General features: G+C 44.0%; 13 protein-coding genes and 2 rRNA genes. 13 read left to right on the forward strand and 2 right to left on the reverse strand.

Translation table 11 applies throughout. The annotated features are described in order from the left end of the window. Positions 1–617: 617 nt before the first annotated feature. Together BK582_RS09555 and BK582_RS09560 are read left to right on the forward strand one after the other, a co-directional pair. Positions 618–2,141, forward strand: coding sequence for an AbgT family transporter (locus tag BK582_RS09555; protein WP_078594643.1), 1,524 nt, complete (start codon positions 618–620; stop codon positions 2,139–2,141). 143 nt (positions 2,142–2,284) lie between these two features. Then, positions 2,285–2,998, forward strand: coding sequence for a 3D domain-containing protein (locus tag BK582_RS09560; protein ID WP_078594645.1), 714 nt, complete (start codon positions 2,285–2,287; stop codon positions 2,996–2,998). 107 nt (positions 2,999–3,105) lie between these two features. Here the strand turns inward: BK582_RS09560 and BK582_RS09565 are convergent, their stop codons facing one another. Then, positions 3,106–3,582, reverse strand: a complete 477-nt coding sequence (locus BK582_RS09565; RefSeq protein ID WP_078594647.1) for a divergent PAP2 family protein — start codon at positions 3,580–3,582, stop codon at positions 3,106–3,108. 562 nt (positions 3,583–4,144) lie between these two features. On the opposite strand from BK582_RS09565, the gene BK582_RS09570 reads away from it, so the two are divergent. From BK582_RS09570 to BK582_RS09585, 4 genes are all read left to right on the forward strand, one after another. Then, a complete protein-coding gene (locus BK582_RS09570) occupies positions 4,145–4,690 on the forward strand; it encodes a TRAP transporter small permease (protein ID WP_078597942.1) in 546 nt (181 codons plus the stop codon). Positions 4,691–4,715: 25 nt separating this feature from the next. Beyond that, entirely contained in the window at positions 4,716–5,990 is a 1,275-nt protein-coding gene (locus tag BK582_RS09575) for a TRAP transporter large permease (protein WP_078594649.1), read from the forward strand. Positions 5,991–6,042: 52 nt separating this feature from the next. Next, positions 6,043–7,182: a DctP family TRAP transporter solute-binding subunit gene (locus tag BK582_RS09580; RefSeq protein ID WP_078594651.1), complete on the forward strand. Its 1,140-nt coding sequence runs from the start codon at positions 6,043–6,045 to the stop codon at positions 7,180–7,182. 221 nt (positions 7,183–7,403) lie between these two features. Then, positions 7,404–8,756, forward strand: coding sequence for a Na+/H+ antiporter family protein (locus BK582_RS09585; RefSeq protein ID WP_078594653.1), 1,353 nt, complete (start codon positions 7,404–7,406; stop codon positions 8,754–8,756). A 111-nt stretch (positions 8,757–8,867) separates the two neighbouring features. On the opposite strand, the gene BK582_RS09590 is transcribed toward BK582_RS09585, so the two are convergent. Further along, positions 8,868–9,473 (reverse strand): biotin transporter BioY, encoded by a 606-nt coding sequence (locus BK582_RS09590; protein WP_078594655.1) that lies wholly within the window; start codon positions 9,471–9,473, stop codon positions 8,868–8,870. Positions 9,474–9,675: 202 nt separating this feature from the next. Here BK582_RS09590 and BK582_RS09595 point away from each other — a divergent pair, with 202 nt between their 5' ends. The 7 genes from BK582_RS09595 to BK582_RS09620 all read left to right on the forward strand — a co-directional run bounded on the left by BK582_RS09595 (position 9,676) and on the right by BK582_RS09620 (position 18,830). Continuing rightward, a complete protein-coding gene (locus BK582_RS09595) occupies positions 9,676–10,473 on the forward strand; it encodes a nitrilase-related carbon-nitrogen hydrolase (protein ID WP_078594658.1) in 798 nt (265 codons plus the stop codon). A gap of 267 nt (positions 10,474–10,740) precedes the next feature. Beyond that, positions 10,741–11,541, forward strand: a complete 801-nt coding sequence (locus BK582_RS09600; RefSeq protein WP_078597943.1) for a glutamine ABC transporter substrate-binding protein — start codon at positions 10,741–10,743, stop codon at positions 11,539–11,541. Between the two features lie 104 nt (positions 11,542–11,645). Then, positions 11,646–12,314: an amino acid ABC transporter permease gene (locus BK582_RS09605; protein WP_078594660.1), complete on the forward strand. Its 669-nt coding sequence runs from the start codon at positions 11,646–11,648 to the stop codon at positions 12,312–12,314. Then, positions 12,314–13,036, forward strand: a complete 723-nt coding sequence (locus tag BK582_RS09610; protein ID WP_078594662.1) for an amino acid ABC transporter ATP-binding protein — start codon at positions 12,314–12,316, stop codon at positions 13,034–13,036. The genes BK582_RS09605 and BK582_RS09610 overlap by 1 nt, the downstream gene beginning before the upstream one ends. A gap of 83 nt (positions 13,037–13,119) precedes the next feature. After that, positions 13,120–13,302, forward strand: a complete 183-nt coding sequence (locus BK582_RS27640) for a hypothetical protein (protein ID WP_218190720.1) — start codon at positions 13,120–13,122, stop codon at positions 13,300–13,302. Between the two features lie 635 nt (positions 13,303–13,937). Further along, positions 13,938–15,505 (forward strand): 16S ribosomal RNA (locus tag BK582_RS09615). A 390-nt stretch (positions 15,506–15,895) separates the two neighbouring features. Continuing rightward, positions 15,896–18,830 (forward strand): 23S ribosomal RNA (locus BK582_RS09620). Together the 16S and 23S rRNA genes form the textbook arrangement of a ribosomal RNA operon. The last annotated feature ends 35 nt before the right edge of the window (positions 18,831–18,865 follow it).

Consider the following 18,865-nt stretch of genomic DNA (forward strand, 5'->3'; position numbering starts at 1 on the left):
CTTCCGGCACGAGCTGATCAATAGAAACCATTTCAAGTTCAACTTGTTTTTCCCTTATTGGACGTAACATTCTTTTCACCTCGGATAAGGAAATTTTGAATCAAAACTTTATGTATATCTTGCAATCGAAGAAGAGAAAGACGGCGACTCCTGCGGGAAAAGCAATAGCTGAAGATCCCCTCCGGAGCGCTTTTCAGCTCCGGAGGTAGCTGAAGCATTGCCCGCGGAAAGCGTCCGTCTGCAGCGAATGAGATTGTACAAATTTTAAGAACCCTATCTTTATTATACTATTTTTATCTAAATAATTGGATAATTAATCAAAAAAACAGGCTGTTGAGAAGACTTTCTCAACAGCCTGAGCTTTCCTGAGGGAAAGCTATTTTTTTTGGACATAAGTATTTTCTTCCATTCCAGTGAAAATATAAGAAGGGGCAGGACAGTCCGCGCCTGCTCAGTCCTTAATATTACTAAAGATTCCGCTATTAATAGAAAAGTTTATTAGTATTTTCTGTATTCCTTAAAGATTTATTCTATTCCGGATATTAAGAAACGGCTTTTATCCAGATTATTAATTGCTTATAATCAACAAGTCACTAGTGAAAAGGGAGGAATTTAAAGTGAAGGAAAACAAGGGATTTGTTCTCCGCTCGCTTGATACAGTTGAGAGAGTAGGGAATAAACTGCCTCACCCTGTTACATTATTCGCAATATTTGCTTTGCTCGTTGTTCTTGCATCAGGAGTTTTCGGTGCTCTGGGCACAGCTGTTCAGCATCCGAGTCCGGAGAATGATGAGATTATAGAAGTACAAAGTCTTATGAGTGTGGAAGGAATTCAGTATATATTTGAAAATACCGTCAGTAACTTTGTAAACTTTGCGCCATTAGGCACGGTGCTTGTTACAATGCTTGGTATTGGAATTGCTGAGCGTTCCGGTTTGATCACTGCTGCTCTGAGGGCACTTGTCATGTCTGTGCCAAAACAGCTGATTACCGCTGCTCTTGTCTTTGGCGGTATCATGTCAAGCATGGCTGCTGATGCAGGGTATGTAGTATTAACTCCGCTTGGTGCAGTGCTTTTTGCCGGGTTAGGCAGACATCCTCTCGCCGGGCTGGCTGCAGCATTCGCCGGTGTATCTGCGGGCTTCAGTGCTAACCTGCTTCCAACCTCCCTTGATCCGCTGTTAGGGGAGCTGACTATTCAGGCGGCGGCTACTTGGGATCCTGTTTATGCAGAGGGCATGAACATAGCAATGAACTATTATTTTCTTATTGTATCTGTTTTAGTACTGACAATTGTCGGAACTTTCGTTACAGAGAAAATTGTTGAACCGCGTCTTGGTAAATATAAGGGAGGCGTGGATGAAAAGGCAGAAAGTCTTACTGATGGGGAAAAGAAAGGGCTGATCGGTGCTGGTATTGCATTCCTTGTAACTGTTATTGGAATTGCTCTGCTGATCGTACCTGAGTGGGGCCCACTAAGAGGGCCAGAAGGTGAAATCCTTCAGTCTCCATTCTTCAGCTCATTAGTTCCTGTAATCTTAATCATGTTCTTTATTCCCGGGTATGTATACGGGAAAATTACAAAAGAAATTAAAAATGATAAAGATGTTGCAAACCAGCTTTCTGATACTATGGCTGCAATGGGAGCTTATATAGTTCTTGCTTTCGTAGCCGGACAATTCATTGCTTACTTTAATGAAACAAACCTTGGTCTTGTAATGGCTGTCAGAGGGGCAGAACTCCTTGAAGCATCAGGTCTTGGCGGACTGCCGCTGATTCTTTTATTCATTTTGATCGCTGGAATTATAAACTTGTTCATTGGAAGCGCGTCTGCGAAATGGGCTTTAATGGCTCCCGTTTTCGTACCAATGATGATGGGAACTGGAATCTCTCCAGAGATGACGCAGTTAGCATACAGAATCGCGGATTCAACGACAAACGTTATATCCCCGCTGATGCCATATTTCGCTATCGTAATTGCTTTCGCACAAAAGTACGACAGAAAAGTAGGAATTGGTACACTTATTTCTACAATGATTCCTTATTCTATTGCTTTTACTATTATGTGGGTGCTTATGCTCGTAATCTGGATGCTTACAGGTATTGATTTAGGTCCTAATGCTCCGATCTTCTATAATTAAGTTACTTATTTTAATGACTGATATTTAATAAAAGGAAAACCTGGCATGTTTTTTGCCAGGTTTTTTCTTTATTTCAGGAGTCTTGTATTTGTATATTTCCTCTTGCTTTAGGAAAGGCTGTCAAAGTGAGAGGAGTGGAAAAAATGCAAAGGATACAAAAGCTGCTGAAAACCTGTTTTATGGCAGCGTTGTTGCTGGGAGCATTATATACTACCTTCAGCTCTGTTACTAATGTAAATCAGGAACAATTAAGGACATGGTACAGTGACCAGGAGTTTCAGTGGAAAAAAGAGCAGTCAGAACTTAATGGAAGTAATTTACGAGTAAGACCACGGAATTACCGGGTTTCCAGCTCAGCAGATATACCAATTACTCAGACGTTATCTTATGATATTGCAGCAGATAATGAAGTGACTTTGGAAAACTCGAGAGACTGGTCCGTATTCCCGTCTCTTGAAGTCGTGGCGACAGGATATACAGCAGGTTATGAATCAACGGGAAAAACAGAGGGACATCCTCAATACGGAATTACTTATTCAGGTGTAAGAGTGAAGCGGGATTTGTTTTCGACAGTGGCAGCAGATCCGGAAGTACTGCCAATCGGAACTATCTTGTTTATACCTGGTTATGGGTATGGAGTGGTGGCCGATACTGGATCCGCTATTAAAGGGAACAAAATCGATTTGTATTATGAAACAGTGCAGGATGTTTATAATCAGTGGGGGAAAAAGTCCCTGGAAGTTTATATTGTAGAAGAAGGTAATGGAATGCTGACCGAAGATGATTTGATTATGTTAAATGAAGACGAGGCTATGCAGGTGTTCCGAAGGCAAATTACAGATATGGACGCATCCTGATCTGTTTCTTGCTTGTTTCCCATCCAATAAGGCGACCCATACGAAAATAACAATATTATAAAAAGCAGCTGCCATCAAAATATTAATGGCAGCTGCTTTTTAGGTAATCAATAAATCACCGCATGAAGTATTAATGTTAACACGATACCAAGGAGTCCTCCGAAAAAAACTTCAATTGGCTGGTGTCCCAGCAGTTCTTTCAGTTCTTTGCGTTTTTCCTGTTCCTCTTTTTCCGGCCAGGTTTTCATATTATCTGTAAGTTTATTGAAATCTGTGACAAGTCTGTTCAGTACAGTAGCCTGTTCTCCGGCGTGCCAGCGTACACCAGTTGCATCAAACATTACGATAATACCGAATATTGCGCAGATAGCAAACAAAGGGGAATCCAGCCCATACTGCAGAGCAATAGCGGTGGAAAGGGCAGTCACTGCGCCGGAATGGGAACTGGGCATACCACCTGTGCTTGTAATTAAAGTCCAGTCAAATTGCCTTGTGGCAATATACTGCAGTGGTACTTTAATAAACTGGGCCAGTAAGATTGCTGTAAGAGCAGCCCAAAGAGGAAAGTTTGTAAATAGTTCCATAAATGATTGTCCTTTCTACAGTTGTCTTACATTTGTTTTACCCAATATCCATTCATTAATAATCTTATCATTTTCAATAGCACCGTTCATTATATCATAATTTTTTTCTGTATAGCGCCTGCTTAAAATAATAAATGGAAACGAAATTTCAGATGCTGGCGAAAAGTCTCATATAAAAATATATGGCTAGTGGTTTGTGAGAGGAAAGGACTGGGTATATAAAATTAACACCTGTTTATTTTTGAGGATATGCGAGATGAAGCTAGGATTTTTACATAGTTATGACATTATGGCTCTTTACAAAGCCATATTCAGAATAATGCGGAAATATCTGTCTGTTTCCATTTTGTATTAGCTACCCTGTTGCTATATCATATTTAATAGCGAATCGATGTTTAAAAATCGATTGCTGTGCTTATAAGTGTGGAGTTACTTAGTTTTGAAATAAAGAAGGTACATACGTACTAGTCACAATTCCATATCCTAGTAAACCAGGCGGAAAACATTGATTTTCAGTGTGGAAAATAGAGGAGGGATACGGACGTTGGGAGGTCCGCAAAAAATGTCGTCATTAAAAAAAGGGACTGGTAAAGTATTCAGATTTCTGGATACCGGCCTTCATACTCTGGAAAAGTTTATTTTGAGCTGGTCAATAATTATTATCTCTTTCATGACAGTGGGAAATGTCATTAACAGGATGATTACCGGCCAGAGCTGGCATTTTGCTGCTGAGATCAGCCGTTTAAGTGTTATCGTCGCTACATTTATGGGGATAAGCTATGCAGCAAGAAAGGGGAGGCATATTAGTATGTCCGCATTATTTGACCTTTCTCCTAAACCTGTAAAGAAAGCTCTGGCAATTATCAATCCACTTATCACTGCAATTGTTTTATTCGTTGTTTCTTATTACGCCTTCCTTTATACATACGGAATTTACCAATCAGGGCGTACTACAGCGGCTCTTGAGTTTCCGTTCTGGCTAATGGTAGTTGCACTGCCAATTGGGCTTGCGATCGGCGGAATTCAATTTATACGCAATATGGTAGTGAATATCCGCAATAAAGAAGTTTACCTTGCGGAAGAGAAAAAAGACTATGACGAACAATAAAAAATAGGACAGGAAGGAATCCATTATGGTTTGGACAATGCTGGCAATCATGGTTTTGTTATTGCTTATGGGGCTTCCTATGATGATTCCCTTAATTGTTGGTCCGCTTGTAATCCTGTTCTTTTTTATGGATGCTATCGAACCAACAATTATGGTTCAGCAGATGGTTGAAGGAATATCATCATATGTATTGATTGCTGTACCGTTATTTATCTTTGCAGCAGACATTATGTCCACTGGGAGAACCTCCCGCAGGCTTCTTGACTTTGTAGGAGCCTTTGTAGGTCACTTAAGAGGTGGTTACGCGATTACCACAGCTGCTGCCTGTACTTTATTCGGATCAATTTCCGGATCCACACAGGCTACTGTAGTTGCGATTGGTAAACCGATGCGAGAAAGGCTTCTTAAGGTAGGTTATAAAGATTCGAGCGCCATAGCGCTGATCATTAATGCCAGTGACGTAGCCCTGTTAATTCCTCCGAGTATCGGGATGATTATTTACGCATTAGTTACGGGTACTTCCGTGGGGGATCTGTTTATCGCCGGTATCGGGCCGGGGGTAATGATTTTCTTATTCTTTGCAGCGTATGCCTATATACATGCAAAAATTTATAATATTCCACTGGCGGATAAAATGCTGTGGAAAGACAGGGGAAAAGTTACCCTGAAAGCTTTACTGCCTTTAGGATTTCCTGTAATTATCGTCGGTGGTATTTATACAGGACAATTTACTCCGACGGAGGCTGCAGGTATCTCCGTTTTATATGCTCTTATTCTTGAAGTTTTTATTTACCGCTCCATTAAGCTTTCTGCGATTCCGCAAATAGCCCTTTCTTCAGGGATTGTCACTTCGGCTGTCTTTGTCCTGGTGGCAGGAGGCCAGGCGTTTTCCTGGGTAATCTCTTTTGCGAGAATTCCGAGAATGCTTACTGACGCAGTTATGGGGCCGGATCCTACAGCTTTATATGTATTATTAATCGTAGCGCTGTTTTTCTTCATAGGCTGTATGTTTGTGGATCCAATAGTAGTTATCTTGATTTTAACCCCAATATTCTATCCTGTAGCGATGCAGGCTGGGGTAGACCCTGTTCATCTTGGGGTAGTTATTACATTCCAGGCAGCATTAGGGTCTGCAACACCTCCATTCGGGGTGGATATCTTTACCGCAAGCGCGGTGTTTAACAGGTCATACTTAGATGTTATCCGGGGGACGCCGCCATATATTATCATGCTTTTAATTATTGGGGTACTCGTTATTGTATTTGAAGATATTTCCCTCTTCTTAATCAACCTTTTCTAAAGCTGAGAAGTTGTGGAATTCTTTAAAATAAAATTTTTATGGGGGTATTATTATGTTTAAGAAGAAAGGTATGCTGGCCGGTTTATTATCGTTTGGCCTCGTTCTTGCTGCTTGTGGCGGCGATGGGAATGACGAGGGCAATAACGGAAACACTGGCGGAAACGGCAACGCAAATAACACTGAAACAAATAATGACGGAAACGCTGATGCAAATGGTGGTTCTGAATATACCGGCGGTCCGCATGAATGGCGTTTTGTAACAGAGGAAACGGAAGGCCAGGTTCAGTATGTTTACGCAGAAGAATTTGCTGACCTGATTCATGAAAAATCAGGCGGGCAGATTACAATTGATGTATATGGCTTCGGCGAGCTTGGCAGTGAAGTTGACCAGGTCGAACAGCTGCAGACACAAATTGTAGAATTCGCAATTATTTCACCAGGGTTTACTGGTACGCTTGTACCTGAAGGCAACCTGTTTGCACTGCAGTTCCTGTTCCCTGATGATAACGAAGTTACACAGCAGATTTTAGATGAAAGTGAAGCTATTAATGTTCACCTTCGTGAGCAATATGAACAGCACAGTATTACACCATTAGCATTCTGGACGGAAGGTGCGATGGCCTGGACTGGAAGCAGCCCGCTGCAAAATCCTGATGATTTCAGTGGTTTCCAGATGAGAACACAGGAGTCTCCATTAATTCTCCGTTCTTATGAAGCTTATGGAGCTAACCCAACGGCGATGAGCTGGGGAGAACTTTACACAGGACTTCAGCAAGGTGCTGTTGACGGGCAGGAAAACCCATTATTCTTTATTGAAGATGCAAACTTCAATGAAGTTCAGGATCATCTGACTGTTTCCCGCCATAACCACTATGTAACAATGACAACTGTAAACACTGAGTTTTATGAAGGGTTGGATGAAGAAACAAGAGCCCTTATTGATGAAACTACAGAAGAAATGCGTGACCGGGCATTTGAAATTCAGGAAGAACAAAACGGAGTTGCTCTAGACTTAATTGAAGAGGATACTGATAATCCAACGGAAGTATACGAGCTAAGTGAGGAAGAGCGAGATCAGTTCCGTGAGCTTGCAATTCCTGTACGTGACTATTTCCGTGAGAACGGTGGAGATAATGCAGAAATGATCCTCGATATGCTTGAAGAAGAAATCGCGGAAATTGAAGGAAACTAAATAAGAAGCACCTAAAGAAACCTGGGAGCCAATCCCAGGTTTTTCTTGTCTGCATCAGGCCCCTGAAAAGTTCAGGGGCCAGACCCTTGAACATTCTCAAAGTCTATTGACTTTGGAGACAGTGCATGGTAAAGTTTTAAATGTTTTAACACATTATTAATTTATCGTGATAAAGTAATAAAGAGTTTGTTAGTTTATAAGTATGTAAAGGGGATTTAAGAATGAACGCAGTAGTAATAGCAGTACTTGTTATGCTTATTTTAAGTTTATTTCGTGTCCATGTCGTTCTTGCTCTGGTAACCGGGGCAATTGCCGGAGGCCTTACAGCAGGTTTTTCTCTGAACGAGACAATCGAATTTTTCGGAGCCGGACTAGGAGCTAATGCGGAAGTGGCCTTAAGCTATGCTATGCTCGGTGCATTTGCTGTGGCAATAAGTTTTACAGGGCTTCCTAATATGCTAGTAAAGGGAGCACTTAAGATCGTGGGCCGGGAAGGTGATTCCCAGGCCAGGAAACTTTCCAAAGTTTTGCTTTTGTTAATTATTTTGCTTGTTTCGATTTCTTCGCAAAATGTAATTCCTATTCATATTGCTTTTATTCCAATTTTAATTCCGCCATTAATTAAGGTCTTTAACGCCTTGATGATAGACAGGCGTGCTGTGGCGACCATAATGACTTTCGGCCTTAAAGCTCCGTATATATTCCTGCCCTTTGGTTTTGGGCTCATGTTCCATACAATAGTAGCAGATAATATGGCTGAAAGCGGGATGGAGATTGAACTTGCAATGATTCCTCAGGCGCTGGCGCTTCCTGTTTTAGGAATGGTTCTCGGTCTTGGTCTGGCGGTTTTTGTTACTTACAGGAAATCCAGAAACTATCAGGATCTTCCCATTGGTGAAACGAATGATAACAATAAAGAAACTGATTTTTCATATTCCCTTTCTTCTGTACTCATCGGTGCAGCTTCGATACTCGCTGTGTTGATCCTTCAATATAATACAGAGTCCATGATTTTCAGCGCCTTCGCAGGGCTAGTAATCATCTATATCTACTATACAGTCATGCATTTTACCGGAAAGCAAAAAATATCGGCGACAGAAACAATGATGACAGACGGTATGAAAATGATGGCGTTCATCGGTTTTGTGATGATCGCTGCTGGCGGTTTTGCAGAAGTTGTCAGAGAAACAGGGCATGTTGAAACACTCGTGGCCACAGTTTCTGGATGGGTTGGAGAAAGTAAAGCTACAGCAGCACTAATCATGCTGATTGTAGGACTGTTAATAACAATGGGGATCGGTTCTTCATTTTCAACGATTCCGATTATCACTGTTATATTTGTTCCGCTGGCGGCAGCAATTGGTTTCAGCCCATTAGCAACAATAGCTTTAATCGGAACAGCCGGAGCACTGGGGGATGCTGGTTCACCTGCCTCTGACAGTACGCTGGGACCATCCGCAGGATTAAATGCCGATGGCCAGCACCATCATATCTGGGACACATGTGTACCGACATTTCTGCATCTGAATATTCCTCTGCTGATCTTCGGATGGATTGCAGCGATAATACTTTAAAAACATACCGGGTAAAAATCGGCGGAATCAAAAGAAAGGCTGGCCAGTTAGCGATTAAGCTATACTGGGCCAGCCTTTTTCTGCTGTTTATTGTAGTTGGATTATTATATATTAAGAAGCTGTTGTGTGTGAGCTTTGACCGGCAGCATAAGGGTTAACTGCTCGTATAATTTGTGGACAGAGGACAGCTGCAAACCCTGCAAGAACAGCATCTTTAATAAAGAACGGTGCCATTCCAAGAGCGGTTGCAAGGAAAGTTACCCCTGTCGCTTCGAGGACAAGCTGAGTATAAAAGTACAAATAAGGAACCCCGATTAAGTAATTCATGATCAGACCGGCATAGCAAGCGACTATATAAGTAACCAGGGAAGGTTTACTCGATTTTTCAACAATAAGTCCTGAAATATAGGCGAGAACAGTAAAAGAAATAATGAAACCAAACGTTGGTGATGTAATAACGTGAAGTCCTCCCTGAAACCCTGCAAATACAGGAACTCCAAGCAGTCCGATAAAGGTATATCCAATCATTGAGAAAGCCCCTGCCTTCTTTCCAAGTAAAACACCTGCAAGAATAGCGACTACGGTCTGGAAGGTAAGGGGAACAGCACCCACTGTAATAAAAGCTGTTAAGTTCGCTCCGATACCCATTAATGCAATAAACATAGCTGCTTTGGTTAATTCCAAAACTGTGAACTTTGGACGTCCTGGATTTTTCATTATATACTCCTCCTTATCTTTGATGTAAACCGTAAGTTATGTATTGGTTAACAATATATTATTTGTTTATCAGAATATTGTCAACCTGTATAATTTTGTGGTTGACAATAATAAAACGAAAGAATAATATTTTATTTTTGCAAATATAATACTCTCGCATTATTTTACTTTGTAAGATATACAATTATAGAAACAAAGTGGAATGGGGAGAAAAAAATTGATCAAAGCGGCGGCAGTACAGATAAATTCAGTATATGGATCTGCAAATGAAAATTTGAAAAAGGGGGTCGGTATGGTTAAAGAAGCGGCTGCGAATGGTGCGGAGCTTATATGTTTACCTGAGCTTTGGAATACTGGTTACGTATTAAATAATGAATTTCTAAATAAACTTGCGGAACCTCCTGAAGGGAAGACTATCTCTCTTTTTCGCCGGTTATCTGCAGAGTTGAACGTAGTTTTAATTATCCCTTTTGCAGAGCGGGGAGAGGATTCTTCTTATTATATATCAGCAGCAGTAATTGATAAGGATGGGAGTTTAAAAGGAGTTCACCGAAAATCTCTGCTGTGGGGAAGGGAGAAAGAAGCTTTTCAGCCTGGAAAAAATGAGTATACAGTCTATAATACCTCTGTTGGAAGAGTAGGCGTTTTAATATGTTATGATGCTGAATTTCCGGAGCCGGCAAGAATCCTGGCATTAAAAAGCGCTGAAATTATTACTGTGCCATCTGTATGGAGTACAAAGGCGGAAAGAAGATGGGACATCCAGCTTCCTGCGAGAGCCCTGGACAATCAGGTGTATATACTCGGAGTGAATGCTTCAGGAGAAAACCTTTGCGGAAAAAGCAAAGTAATTAACCCCTTCGGAAAAATTATAGGGGAAGCTCCCCGGAGTGAGGAACATATATTATATGGAAGGATTAATAAGGATGAGATAAAACAGGCAAGAGAAGAGATTCCTTATCTGAAAGATTATCATTTGATATCGAAAAAGCATGAATAAAAAGCAAATATATGAGCCCCGGAGTAATCCGGGACCTTTTTATTTTTGTATTGAGGTAATTTGAACTAAAATATAAAAAAAAATTTCAGAAAATAGAGGAGAAACGAGATATTTGCAGAATAATAATACAATATAAAAAATTAAGACTATTTGAATTTACTATAAGTTTATTTTATGTAAATTGAATTAGTTTTAAAAACTTAAGGGGGAAACGAAGTGAAAAAGAAATTATTTTTATTTTCAACATTAGCCCTTGCTGTGACAACTATGGCAGCATGCGGCGGAAACGACTCACCAGCCGACGGGGACGCTAACGCTTCCAATAACAATCAGGCTGACAATGCTGAGACTGATAACAACGGTAATACTGGTGGCAGTTTCGAGGGGGAGACTTTTACAGTCGCCACTGATACGAACTACGTACCGTTTGAGTTTCTGAATACAGAAACTAACGAAATGGAAGGCTTCGATATTGACCTTATCAATGCAATAGCTGAGAGAGTCGGTTTCGAAATTGACCTGGAAGTAGTAGAATTCGATGGAATTCTGGCTGGTATGGAAACCGGGCGTTATGATATCGGGATTGCCGGTATGACAATAACTGAGGAAAGAGCGGAAGTGTTTGATTTTTCCGACCCATATTATGATGCGGGCTTAATCATAGCTGTTAGGGGAGATGAAGAAGAAATTCAGTCAGTTGACGATCTGGATGGACGGCCAGTTGCAACCAGGGCTGCCACTACAAGTGAAAATTACCTCGAAGAAAATACTGATGCTGAAATCAGTTTATTCCCTGATATTGTAAATGCGTACCAGGATTTAAGGGCAGGCCGTGTAGACGCAGTAGTATATGACCTTCCTAACGTCCTGTACTATATTGACTCTGAAGCATTAGGGGAAATGAAAACAGTTGGAGATACACTTACTGGTGAGCAGTATGGTATTGCTTTCCCGGAAGGCTCTGAACTGAGAGAACCAGTTAACGAAGCACTGGCTGAACTGAAAGAAGATGGAACTTACGGAGATATTTATGAAAAATGGTTTGGTGAACGCCCAGCAGGCGAGTAAATTATCCTGCCATTAATAACATACTGCTCTATCTTCTGAAGCGCGACGAGTGGAAGCTTGTTGCGCTTCAGGTTTCTAATAATAATGAGGAGGTCTATACATACATGTTAGGATTTATTGATATATTAAACAGTCCTCACTGGGCAAATACTCTTCCTTTTATATGGAGAGGGTTGCAGCTAACACTATATATTACCTTTGTAGGGGTTGCTATTGGCTTCGTTATCGGAAGTTTTGTGGGACTGGCCCGTCTTTCTAAAAACAAAGTTGTCTACGGGATTGCCACTGTATACATTGAATTAATCAGGGGAACTCCAATCCTTGTGCAGGCGTTAGTTTTATATTTTGCAATTGCTGATACATTTGGAATTAACTTTACTGCCACTACGGCTGGTATTATTGCGATTGCTATTAATGCTGGTGCTTATATTGCGGAAATCGTGCGTGGAGGGGTTGAATCCATTGATAAAGGCCAAATGGAAGCTGGCAGATCAATTGGATTAAGCTCTGCTCAGACAATGCGTTATATTATCTGGCCACAGGCATTTAAGAGAATGATTCCACCTTTGGGCAACCAGTTTATTATCAGTCTGAAAGATACCTCTATTTTTGCGATTATATCCCTCGGAGAGGTAACGTTCCTCATGAGACAATATGTAAGTACCACAGCCACGACTTTTGAACCGTACGTTATGCTGTGTTTAGCTTATTTAGTAATTACTATACCTGCCATGATTATTTTGAGGACTATTGAACGGAGGCTGGATGTTTAATGATTAAAGTAACAGATCTGCATAAATCCTTCGGCGACCTTGAAGTTCTCAAGGGCCTTAACGCTGAAGTGAAAGAGAAGGAAGTTGTTTGTGTCATTGGCCCGTCGGGTTCGGGGAAAAGTACATTTTTACGCTGCTTAAATTTACTTGAAGAAATAACTTCAGGCGAAGTAATTATTGATGGAGAAAGACTCACTGATCCTAAAATAAATATTAATAAACTCAGATCCCAGGTAGGTATGGTATTTCAGCACTTTAATTTGTTCCCTCATAAAACAGTGCTGGAAAACGTAACACTGGGACCGCTTAAAGTAAAAGACATGAAGGCTGAGGAGGCAAATAAGCTCGCTAAGGAACTTCTGCAAAAAGTGGGGCTTTCCGATAAAGCGGATGTTTATCCGAAAAGTTTATCCGGCGGACAGAAACAGCGGGTAGCGATTGCCAGGGCGCTTGCCATGAGTCCTAAAGTAATGCTTTTCGATGAACCTACTTCCGCTCTGGACCCTGAACTTGTAGGCGATGTACTTGAAGCTATGAAGGATCTTGCTAAAGAGGGCATGACCATGGTAGTGGTAACCCACGAAATGGGTTTTGCTAAAGAAATGGGTGACAGAGTTATCTTTATGGATGAAGGAAAAATCATGGAGGAAGGAGATCCTCAGGTGATCTTCGATAACCCTCAGCATCCGAGGACTCAGTCTTTCTTAAGTAAGGTGCTATAATTGACTAACTCCTGAAAACGCCATTTTGTTGAAATGGCGTTTTTCTTTACATTATAAAAAGGTATAAAGTTTTTGCAGTGCGGTTGAAGTTCATAATACTCCGCAGAGAAAGTATTAATGTCCAGCTATTAGTGGAAATAGGACATCTAACTTCGCAGGGCGTGGTGTCTTCGGTGGTTGCAGAGGGAATGAAGAACTTTGCTGAAGACCCTTTCTTATTATATGGCTCACTAATCGTAGTGCTTATTATACAGCAGAGTAAGTAAAATGGTCGTGCACTATGTGAGAAGGGAGAGCATACTATTGAAGGTATGCAAGAGGTTCATTTACTCTGCAGAACGTAGAAAGCCCCCTTGGGGAGGGGAGTCTCTGTGGTAAATTGCTTGCTTAATGATAAGAAACATTCATCTCCCAAATTTACTTCGAAATGACCAGGGGCTTTTTAACTTAGCAAGGCAGATGTTTGAAGGAACTGGGCGTTAAAGTATTTTCTGTTTCCTTCCTTATATAACTCTATACAAAAAAAGAATAGCTGTCAGCTGTATTAAGGCAGTCTTCACTTGACTACAATAAAAACAATTTTTATAATGGGGAATGTGTCAGAGATAAAAGCTAAGTTTTTTTAAAAAAGTATTGCACAAGTATTATTATCGTGGTATAGTATTACTTGTCGCCGAAAACCGAGCGGCTGAGCAAGCGATAAAAAAATTTTTCTGAAAAAAATTATTGACTATCGCTTGTGAAAGTGTTATGATAGTTAAGTCGCCAAAAACGACAAAACATTTTGACCTTTGAAAACTAAACAAAAAGCCAAGCGAAGTGGGATATTTTAAATATCCCGTCAATCGAAAGAGTAATCTTTCAAATTAAATGATGTCAGAGACATCAAACTCGTTTCAATTTATTGGAGAGTTTGATCCTGGCTCAGGACGAACGCTGGCGGCGTGCCTAATACATGCAAGTCGAGCGCAGGAAACAGGCTGATCCCTTCGGGGTGATGCCTGTGGAATGAGCGGCGGACGGGTGAGTAACACGTGGGCAACCTGCCTTACAGACTGGGATAACTCCGGGAAACCGGGGCTAATACCGGATGACCAGAAGAACCGCATGGTTCTGCTGTAAAAGTTGGGACTTGTTCCTAACACTGTAAGATGGGCCCGCGGCGCATTAGCTAGTTGGTGAGGTAACGGCTCACCAAGGCGACGATGCGTAGCCGACCTGAGAGGGTGATCGGCCACACTGGAACTGAGACACGGTCCAGACTCCTACGGGAGGCAGCAGTAGGGAATCATCCGCAATGGGCGAAAGCCTGACGGTGCAACGCCGCGTGAACGATGAAGGTCTTCGGATTGTAAAGTTCTGTTGTCAGGGAAGAACACGTGCCGTTCGAACAGGGCGGCACCTTGACGGTACCTGACCAGAAAGCCCCGGCTAACTACGTGCCAGCAGCCGCGGTAATACGTAGGGGGCAAGCGTTGTCCGGAATTATTGGGCGTAAAGCGCGCGCAGGCGGTCTCTTAAGTCTGATGTGAAAGCCCACGGCTCAACCGTGGAGGGTCATTGGAAACTGGGGGACTTGAGTGTAGGAGAGGAAAGTGGAATTCCACGTGTAGCGGTGAAATGCGTAGATATGTGGAGGAACACCAGTGGCGAAGGCGACTTTCTGGCCTATAACTGACGCTGAGGCGCGAAAGCGTGGGGAGCAAACAGGATTAGATACCCTGGTAGTCCACGCCGTAAACGATGAGTGCTAGGTGTTAGGGGTTTCGATACCCTTAGTGCCGCAGTTAACACATTAAGCACTCCGCCTGGGGAGTACGGCCGCAAGGCTGAAACTCAAAGGAATTGACGGGGGCCCGCACAAGCAGTGGAGCATGTGGTTTAATTCGAAGCAACGCGAAGAACCTTACCAGGTCTTGACATCCTCTGACAACTCTGGAGACAGAGCGTTCCCCTTCGGGGGACAGAGTGACAGGTGGTGCATGGTTGTCGTCAGCTCGTGTCGTGAGATGTTGGGTTAAGTCCCGCAACGAGCGCAACCCTTGACCTTAGTTGCCAGCATTCAGTTGGGCACTCTAAGGTGACTGCCGGTGACAAACCGGAGGAAGGTGGGGATGACGTCAAATCATCATGCCCCTTATGACCTGGGCTACACACGTGCTACAATGGGTGGTACAAAGGGCAGCAAAGCCGCGAGGCCGAGCGAATCCCATAAAGCCACTCTCAGTTCGGATTGCAGGCTGCAACTCGCCTGCATGAAGCCGGAATTGCTAGTAATCGCGGATCAGCATGCCGCGGTGAATACGTTCCCGGGCCTTGTACACACCGCCCGTCACACCACGAGAGCTTGTAACACCCGAAGTCGGTGAGGTAACCTTTTGGAGCCAGCCGCCGAAGGTGGGACAGGTGATTGGGGTGAAGTCGTAACAAGGTATCCCTACCGGAAGGTGGGGATGGATCACCTCCTTTCTAAGGAGCTTAAAAGGCTCATACCTTTTTAAAGCTTCGCTTGGTACTTTTTGTTTAGTTTTGAGAGGTCATACTCTCAAAAATGATTTTCCTCTTTCCAGAGGAAGGTTATTCTTTTGCCCTTTGAAAACTGGATAACGATTAACTGATTGATGATCACCGGTTGTTTTAATTAAAAGTGCAAACTTTTAACGAGTACAACCGAGTGTCTTAGATAAGGCTAAATGTAGACGCCATAATTGCGTAAAAAACCTTTTATTAAGGTTTTTGCAAGGAGAACCAAGGAGATCGAGGAAACAAGCTTTCGAGTGACTGAGCGTATACCAATACGCGACAGGAACGAGAAGGCGCAGTTGACGAAGATATCCGACGGTTATCTGCCGCAAAAACGGTTAAGTTAGAAAGGGCGCACGGTGAATGCCTTGGCACTAGGAGCCGACGAAGGACGGGACGAACACCGATATGCTTCGGGGAGCTGTAAGTAAGCTTTGATCCGGAGATTTCCGAATGGGGGAACCCACTGCCTGTAATGAGGCAGTATCCATACCTGAATACATAGGGTATGAGAAGGCAGACCTGGGGAACTGAAACATCTTAGTACCCAGAGGAAGAGAAAGCAAATGCGATTTCCTGAGTAGCGGCGAGCGAAACGGAATCAGCCCAAACCAGAAGGCTTGCCTTCTGGGGTTGTAGGACACTCCATACGGAGTTACAAAGAAACAGCGTAGGTGAAGCGACCTGGAAAGGTCCGCGGGACAAGGTAACAGCCCTGTAGCCGAAACGTTGTTTCCTCCGGAGTGTATCCTGAGTACGGCGGGACACGTGAAACCCCGTCGGAATCCGGGAGGACCATCTCCCAAGGCTAAATACTCCCTAGTGACCGATAGTGAACCAGTACCGTGAGGGAAAGGTGAAAAGCACCCCGGGAGGGGAGTGAAAGAGATCCTGAAACCGTGTGCCTACAAGTAGTTGGAGCCCGTTCATGGGTGACAGCGTGCCTTTTGTAGAATGAACCGGCGAGTTACGATAACGTGCGAGGTTAAGTTGAAGAGACGGAGCCGCAGCGAAAGCGAGTCTGAACAGGGCGCTATAGTACGTTGTTGTAGACCCGAAACCGTGTGATCTACCCATGTCCAGGGTGAAGTCCAGGTAACACTGGATGGAGGCCCGAACCCACGCACGTTGAAAAGTGCGGGGATGAGGTGTGGGTAGGGGTGAAATGCCAATCGAACACGGAGATAGCTGGTTCTCCCCGAAATAGCTTTAGGGCTAGCCTCGAGGGAAGAGTGTTGGAGGTAGAGCACTGATTGGACTAGGGGTCCCCACAGGATTACCGAATTCAGTCAAACTCCGAATGCCAATCACTTATCCTCGGGAGTCAGACTGCGAGTGCTAAGATCCGTAGTCAAGAGGGAAACAGCCCAGACCATCAGCTAAGGTCCCCAAGTATACGTTAAGTGGAGAAGGATGTGGAGTTGCTTAGACAACCAGGATGTTGGCTTAGAAGCAGCCACCATTGAAAGAGTGCGTAATAGCTCACTGGTCGAGTGACTCTGCGCCGAAAATGTACCGGGGCTAAACGTATCACCGAAGCTATGGATTGTCCTTACGGACAGTGGTAGGGGAGCGTTCCAAGGGCTGTGAAGCATGACCGGAAGGACATGTGGAGCGTTTGGAAGTGAGAATGCCGGTATGAGTAGCGAAAAGAGGGGTGAGAATCCCCTCCGTCGAAAGCCTAAGGTTTCCTGAGGAAGGCTCGTCCGCTCAGGGTTAGTCGGGACCTAAGCCGAGGCCGAAAGGCGTAGGCGATGGAAAACAGGTGGAAATTCCTGTACCACCACGTCACCATTTGAGCAATGGGGGGACGCAGGAAGGCAGGGAATCGCGCTGATGGATATGCGCGTCCAAGCAGTTAGGCTGGCAAACAGGCAAATCCGTTTGCCATAAGGCTGAGCTGTGATGGCGAGGGAAATTTAAGTACCGAAGTTCCTGTACCTACACTGCCTAGAAAAGCCTCTAGCGAGGTGACTGGTGCCCGTACCGCAAACCGACACAGGTAGGCGGGAAGAGAATTCTAAGACGCGCGGGAGAACTCTCGTTAAGGAACTCGGCAAAATGACCCCGTAACTTCGGGAGAAGGGGTGCTCTGATAGGGTGCAAGCCCGAGAGAGCCGCAGTGAATAGGCCCAAACGACTGTTTATCAAAAACACAGGTCTCTGCCAAGCCGCAAGGCGACGTATAGGGGCTGACACCTGCCCGGTGCTGGAAGGTTAAGAGGAGGGGTTATCCCGTAAGGGAGAAGCTCTGAATTGAAGCCCCAGTAAACGGCGGCCGTAACTATAACGGTCCTAAGGTAGCGAAATTCCTTGTCGGGTAAGTTCCGACCCGCACGAAAGGTGCAACGATTTGGGCACTGTCTCAACGAGAGACCCGGTGAAATTATATTACCTGTGAAGATGCAGGTTACCCGCGACAGGACGGAAAGACCCCATGGAGCTTTACTGCAGCTTGATATTGGATTTTGGTACAGCTTGTACAGGATAGGTAGGAGCCTTGGAAACCGGAGCGCCAGCTTCGGTGGAGGCATTGGTGGGATACTACCCTGGCTGTACTGAAATTCTAACCTCGGACCGTGATCCGGTTCAGGGACAGTGTCAGGCGGGCAGTTTGACTGGGGCGGTCGCCTCCTAAAAGGTAACGGAGGCGCCCAAAGGTTCCCTCAGAATGGTTGGAAATCATTCGCAGAGTGCAAAGGCATAAGGGAGCTTGACTGCGAGACATACAGGTCGAGCAGGGACGAAAGTCGGGCTTAGTGATCCGGCGGCACCGTATGGAAGGGCCGTCGCTCAACGGATAAAAGCTACCCTGGGGATAACAGGCTAATCTCCCCCAAGAGTCCACATCGACGGGGAGGTTTGGCACCTCGATGTCGGCTCATCGCATCCTGGGGCTGAAGTAGGTCCCAAGGGTTGGGCTGTTCGCCCATTAAAGCGGTACGCGAGCTGGGTTCAGAACGTCGTGAGACAGTTCGGTCCCTATCCGTCGCGGGCGCAGGAAATTTGAGAGGAGCTGTCCTTAGTACGAGAGGACCGGGATGGACACACCGCTGGTGTACCAGTTGTTCCGCCAGGAGCATCGCTGGGTAGCTACGTGTGGAAGGGATAAGTGCTGAAAGCATCTAAGCATGAAGCCCCCCTCAAGATGAGATTTCCCATCACTTTATGTGAGTAAGATCCCTCAGAGAAGATGAGGTAGATAGGTCTCGTGTGGACGCATGGCGACATGTGAAGCTGAGAGATACTAATCGATCGAGGACTTAACCAATAAGTCTTACTAAGCAAGATTATCAATCAGAAAAG

The sequence above is a fragment of the Evansella clarkii genome (genome assembly GCF_002019695.1).
GTDB classification, from domain to species: Bacteria; Bacillota; Bacilli; order Bacillales; family Salisediminibacteriaceae; genus Evansella; species Evansella clarkii.

Excerpts from the sequence above, each read along its gene's own strand:
- BK582_RS09560 (WP_078594645.1), top strand. The coding sequence starts at position 2,285 with ATGCAAAGGATACAAAAGCTGCTGAAAACCTGTTTTATGGCAGCGTTG.
- BK582_RS09565 (WP_078594647.1), bottom strand. The coding sequence starts at position 3,582 with ATGGAACTATTTACAAACTTTCCTCTTTGGGCTGCTCTTACAGCAATC.
- BK582_RS09570 (WP_078597942.1), top strand. The coding sequence starts at position 4,145 with ATGTCGTCATTAAAAAAAGGGACTGGTAAAGTATTCAGATTTCTGGAT.
- BK582_RS09575 (WP_078594649.1), top strand. The coding sequence starts at position 4,716 with ATGGTTTGGACAATGCTGGCAATCATGGTTTTGTTATTGCTTATGGGG.
- BK582_RS09580 (WP_078594651.1), top strand. The coding sequence starts at position 6,043 with ATGTTTAAGAAGAAAGGTATGCTGGCCGGTTTATTATCGTTTGGCCTC.
- BK582_RS09585 (WP_078594653.1), top strand. The coding sequence starts at position 7,404 with ATGAACGCAGTAGTAATAGCAGTACTTGTTATGCTTATTTTAAGTTTA.
- BK582_RS09590 (WP_078594655.1), bottom strand. The coding sequence starts at position 9,473 with ATGAAAAATCCAGGACGTCCAAAGTTCACAGTTTTGGAATTAACCAAA.
- BK582_RS09595 (WP_078594658.1), top strand. The coding sequence starts at position 9,676 with ATGGGGAGAAAAAAATTGATCAAAGCGGCGGCAGTACAGATAAATTCA.
- BK582_RS09600 (WP_078597943.1), top strand. The coding sequence starts at position 10,741 with ATGGCAGCATGCGGCGGAAACGACTCACCAGCCGACGGGGACGCTAAC.
- BK582_RS09605 (WP_078594660.1), top strand. The coding sequence starts at position 11,646 with ATGTTAGGATTTATTGATATATTAAACAGTCCTCACTGGGCAAATACT.
- BK582_RS09610 (WP_078594662.1), top strand. The coding sequence starts at position 12,314 with ATGATTAAAGTAACAGATCTGCATAAATCCTTCGGCGACCTTGAAGTT.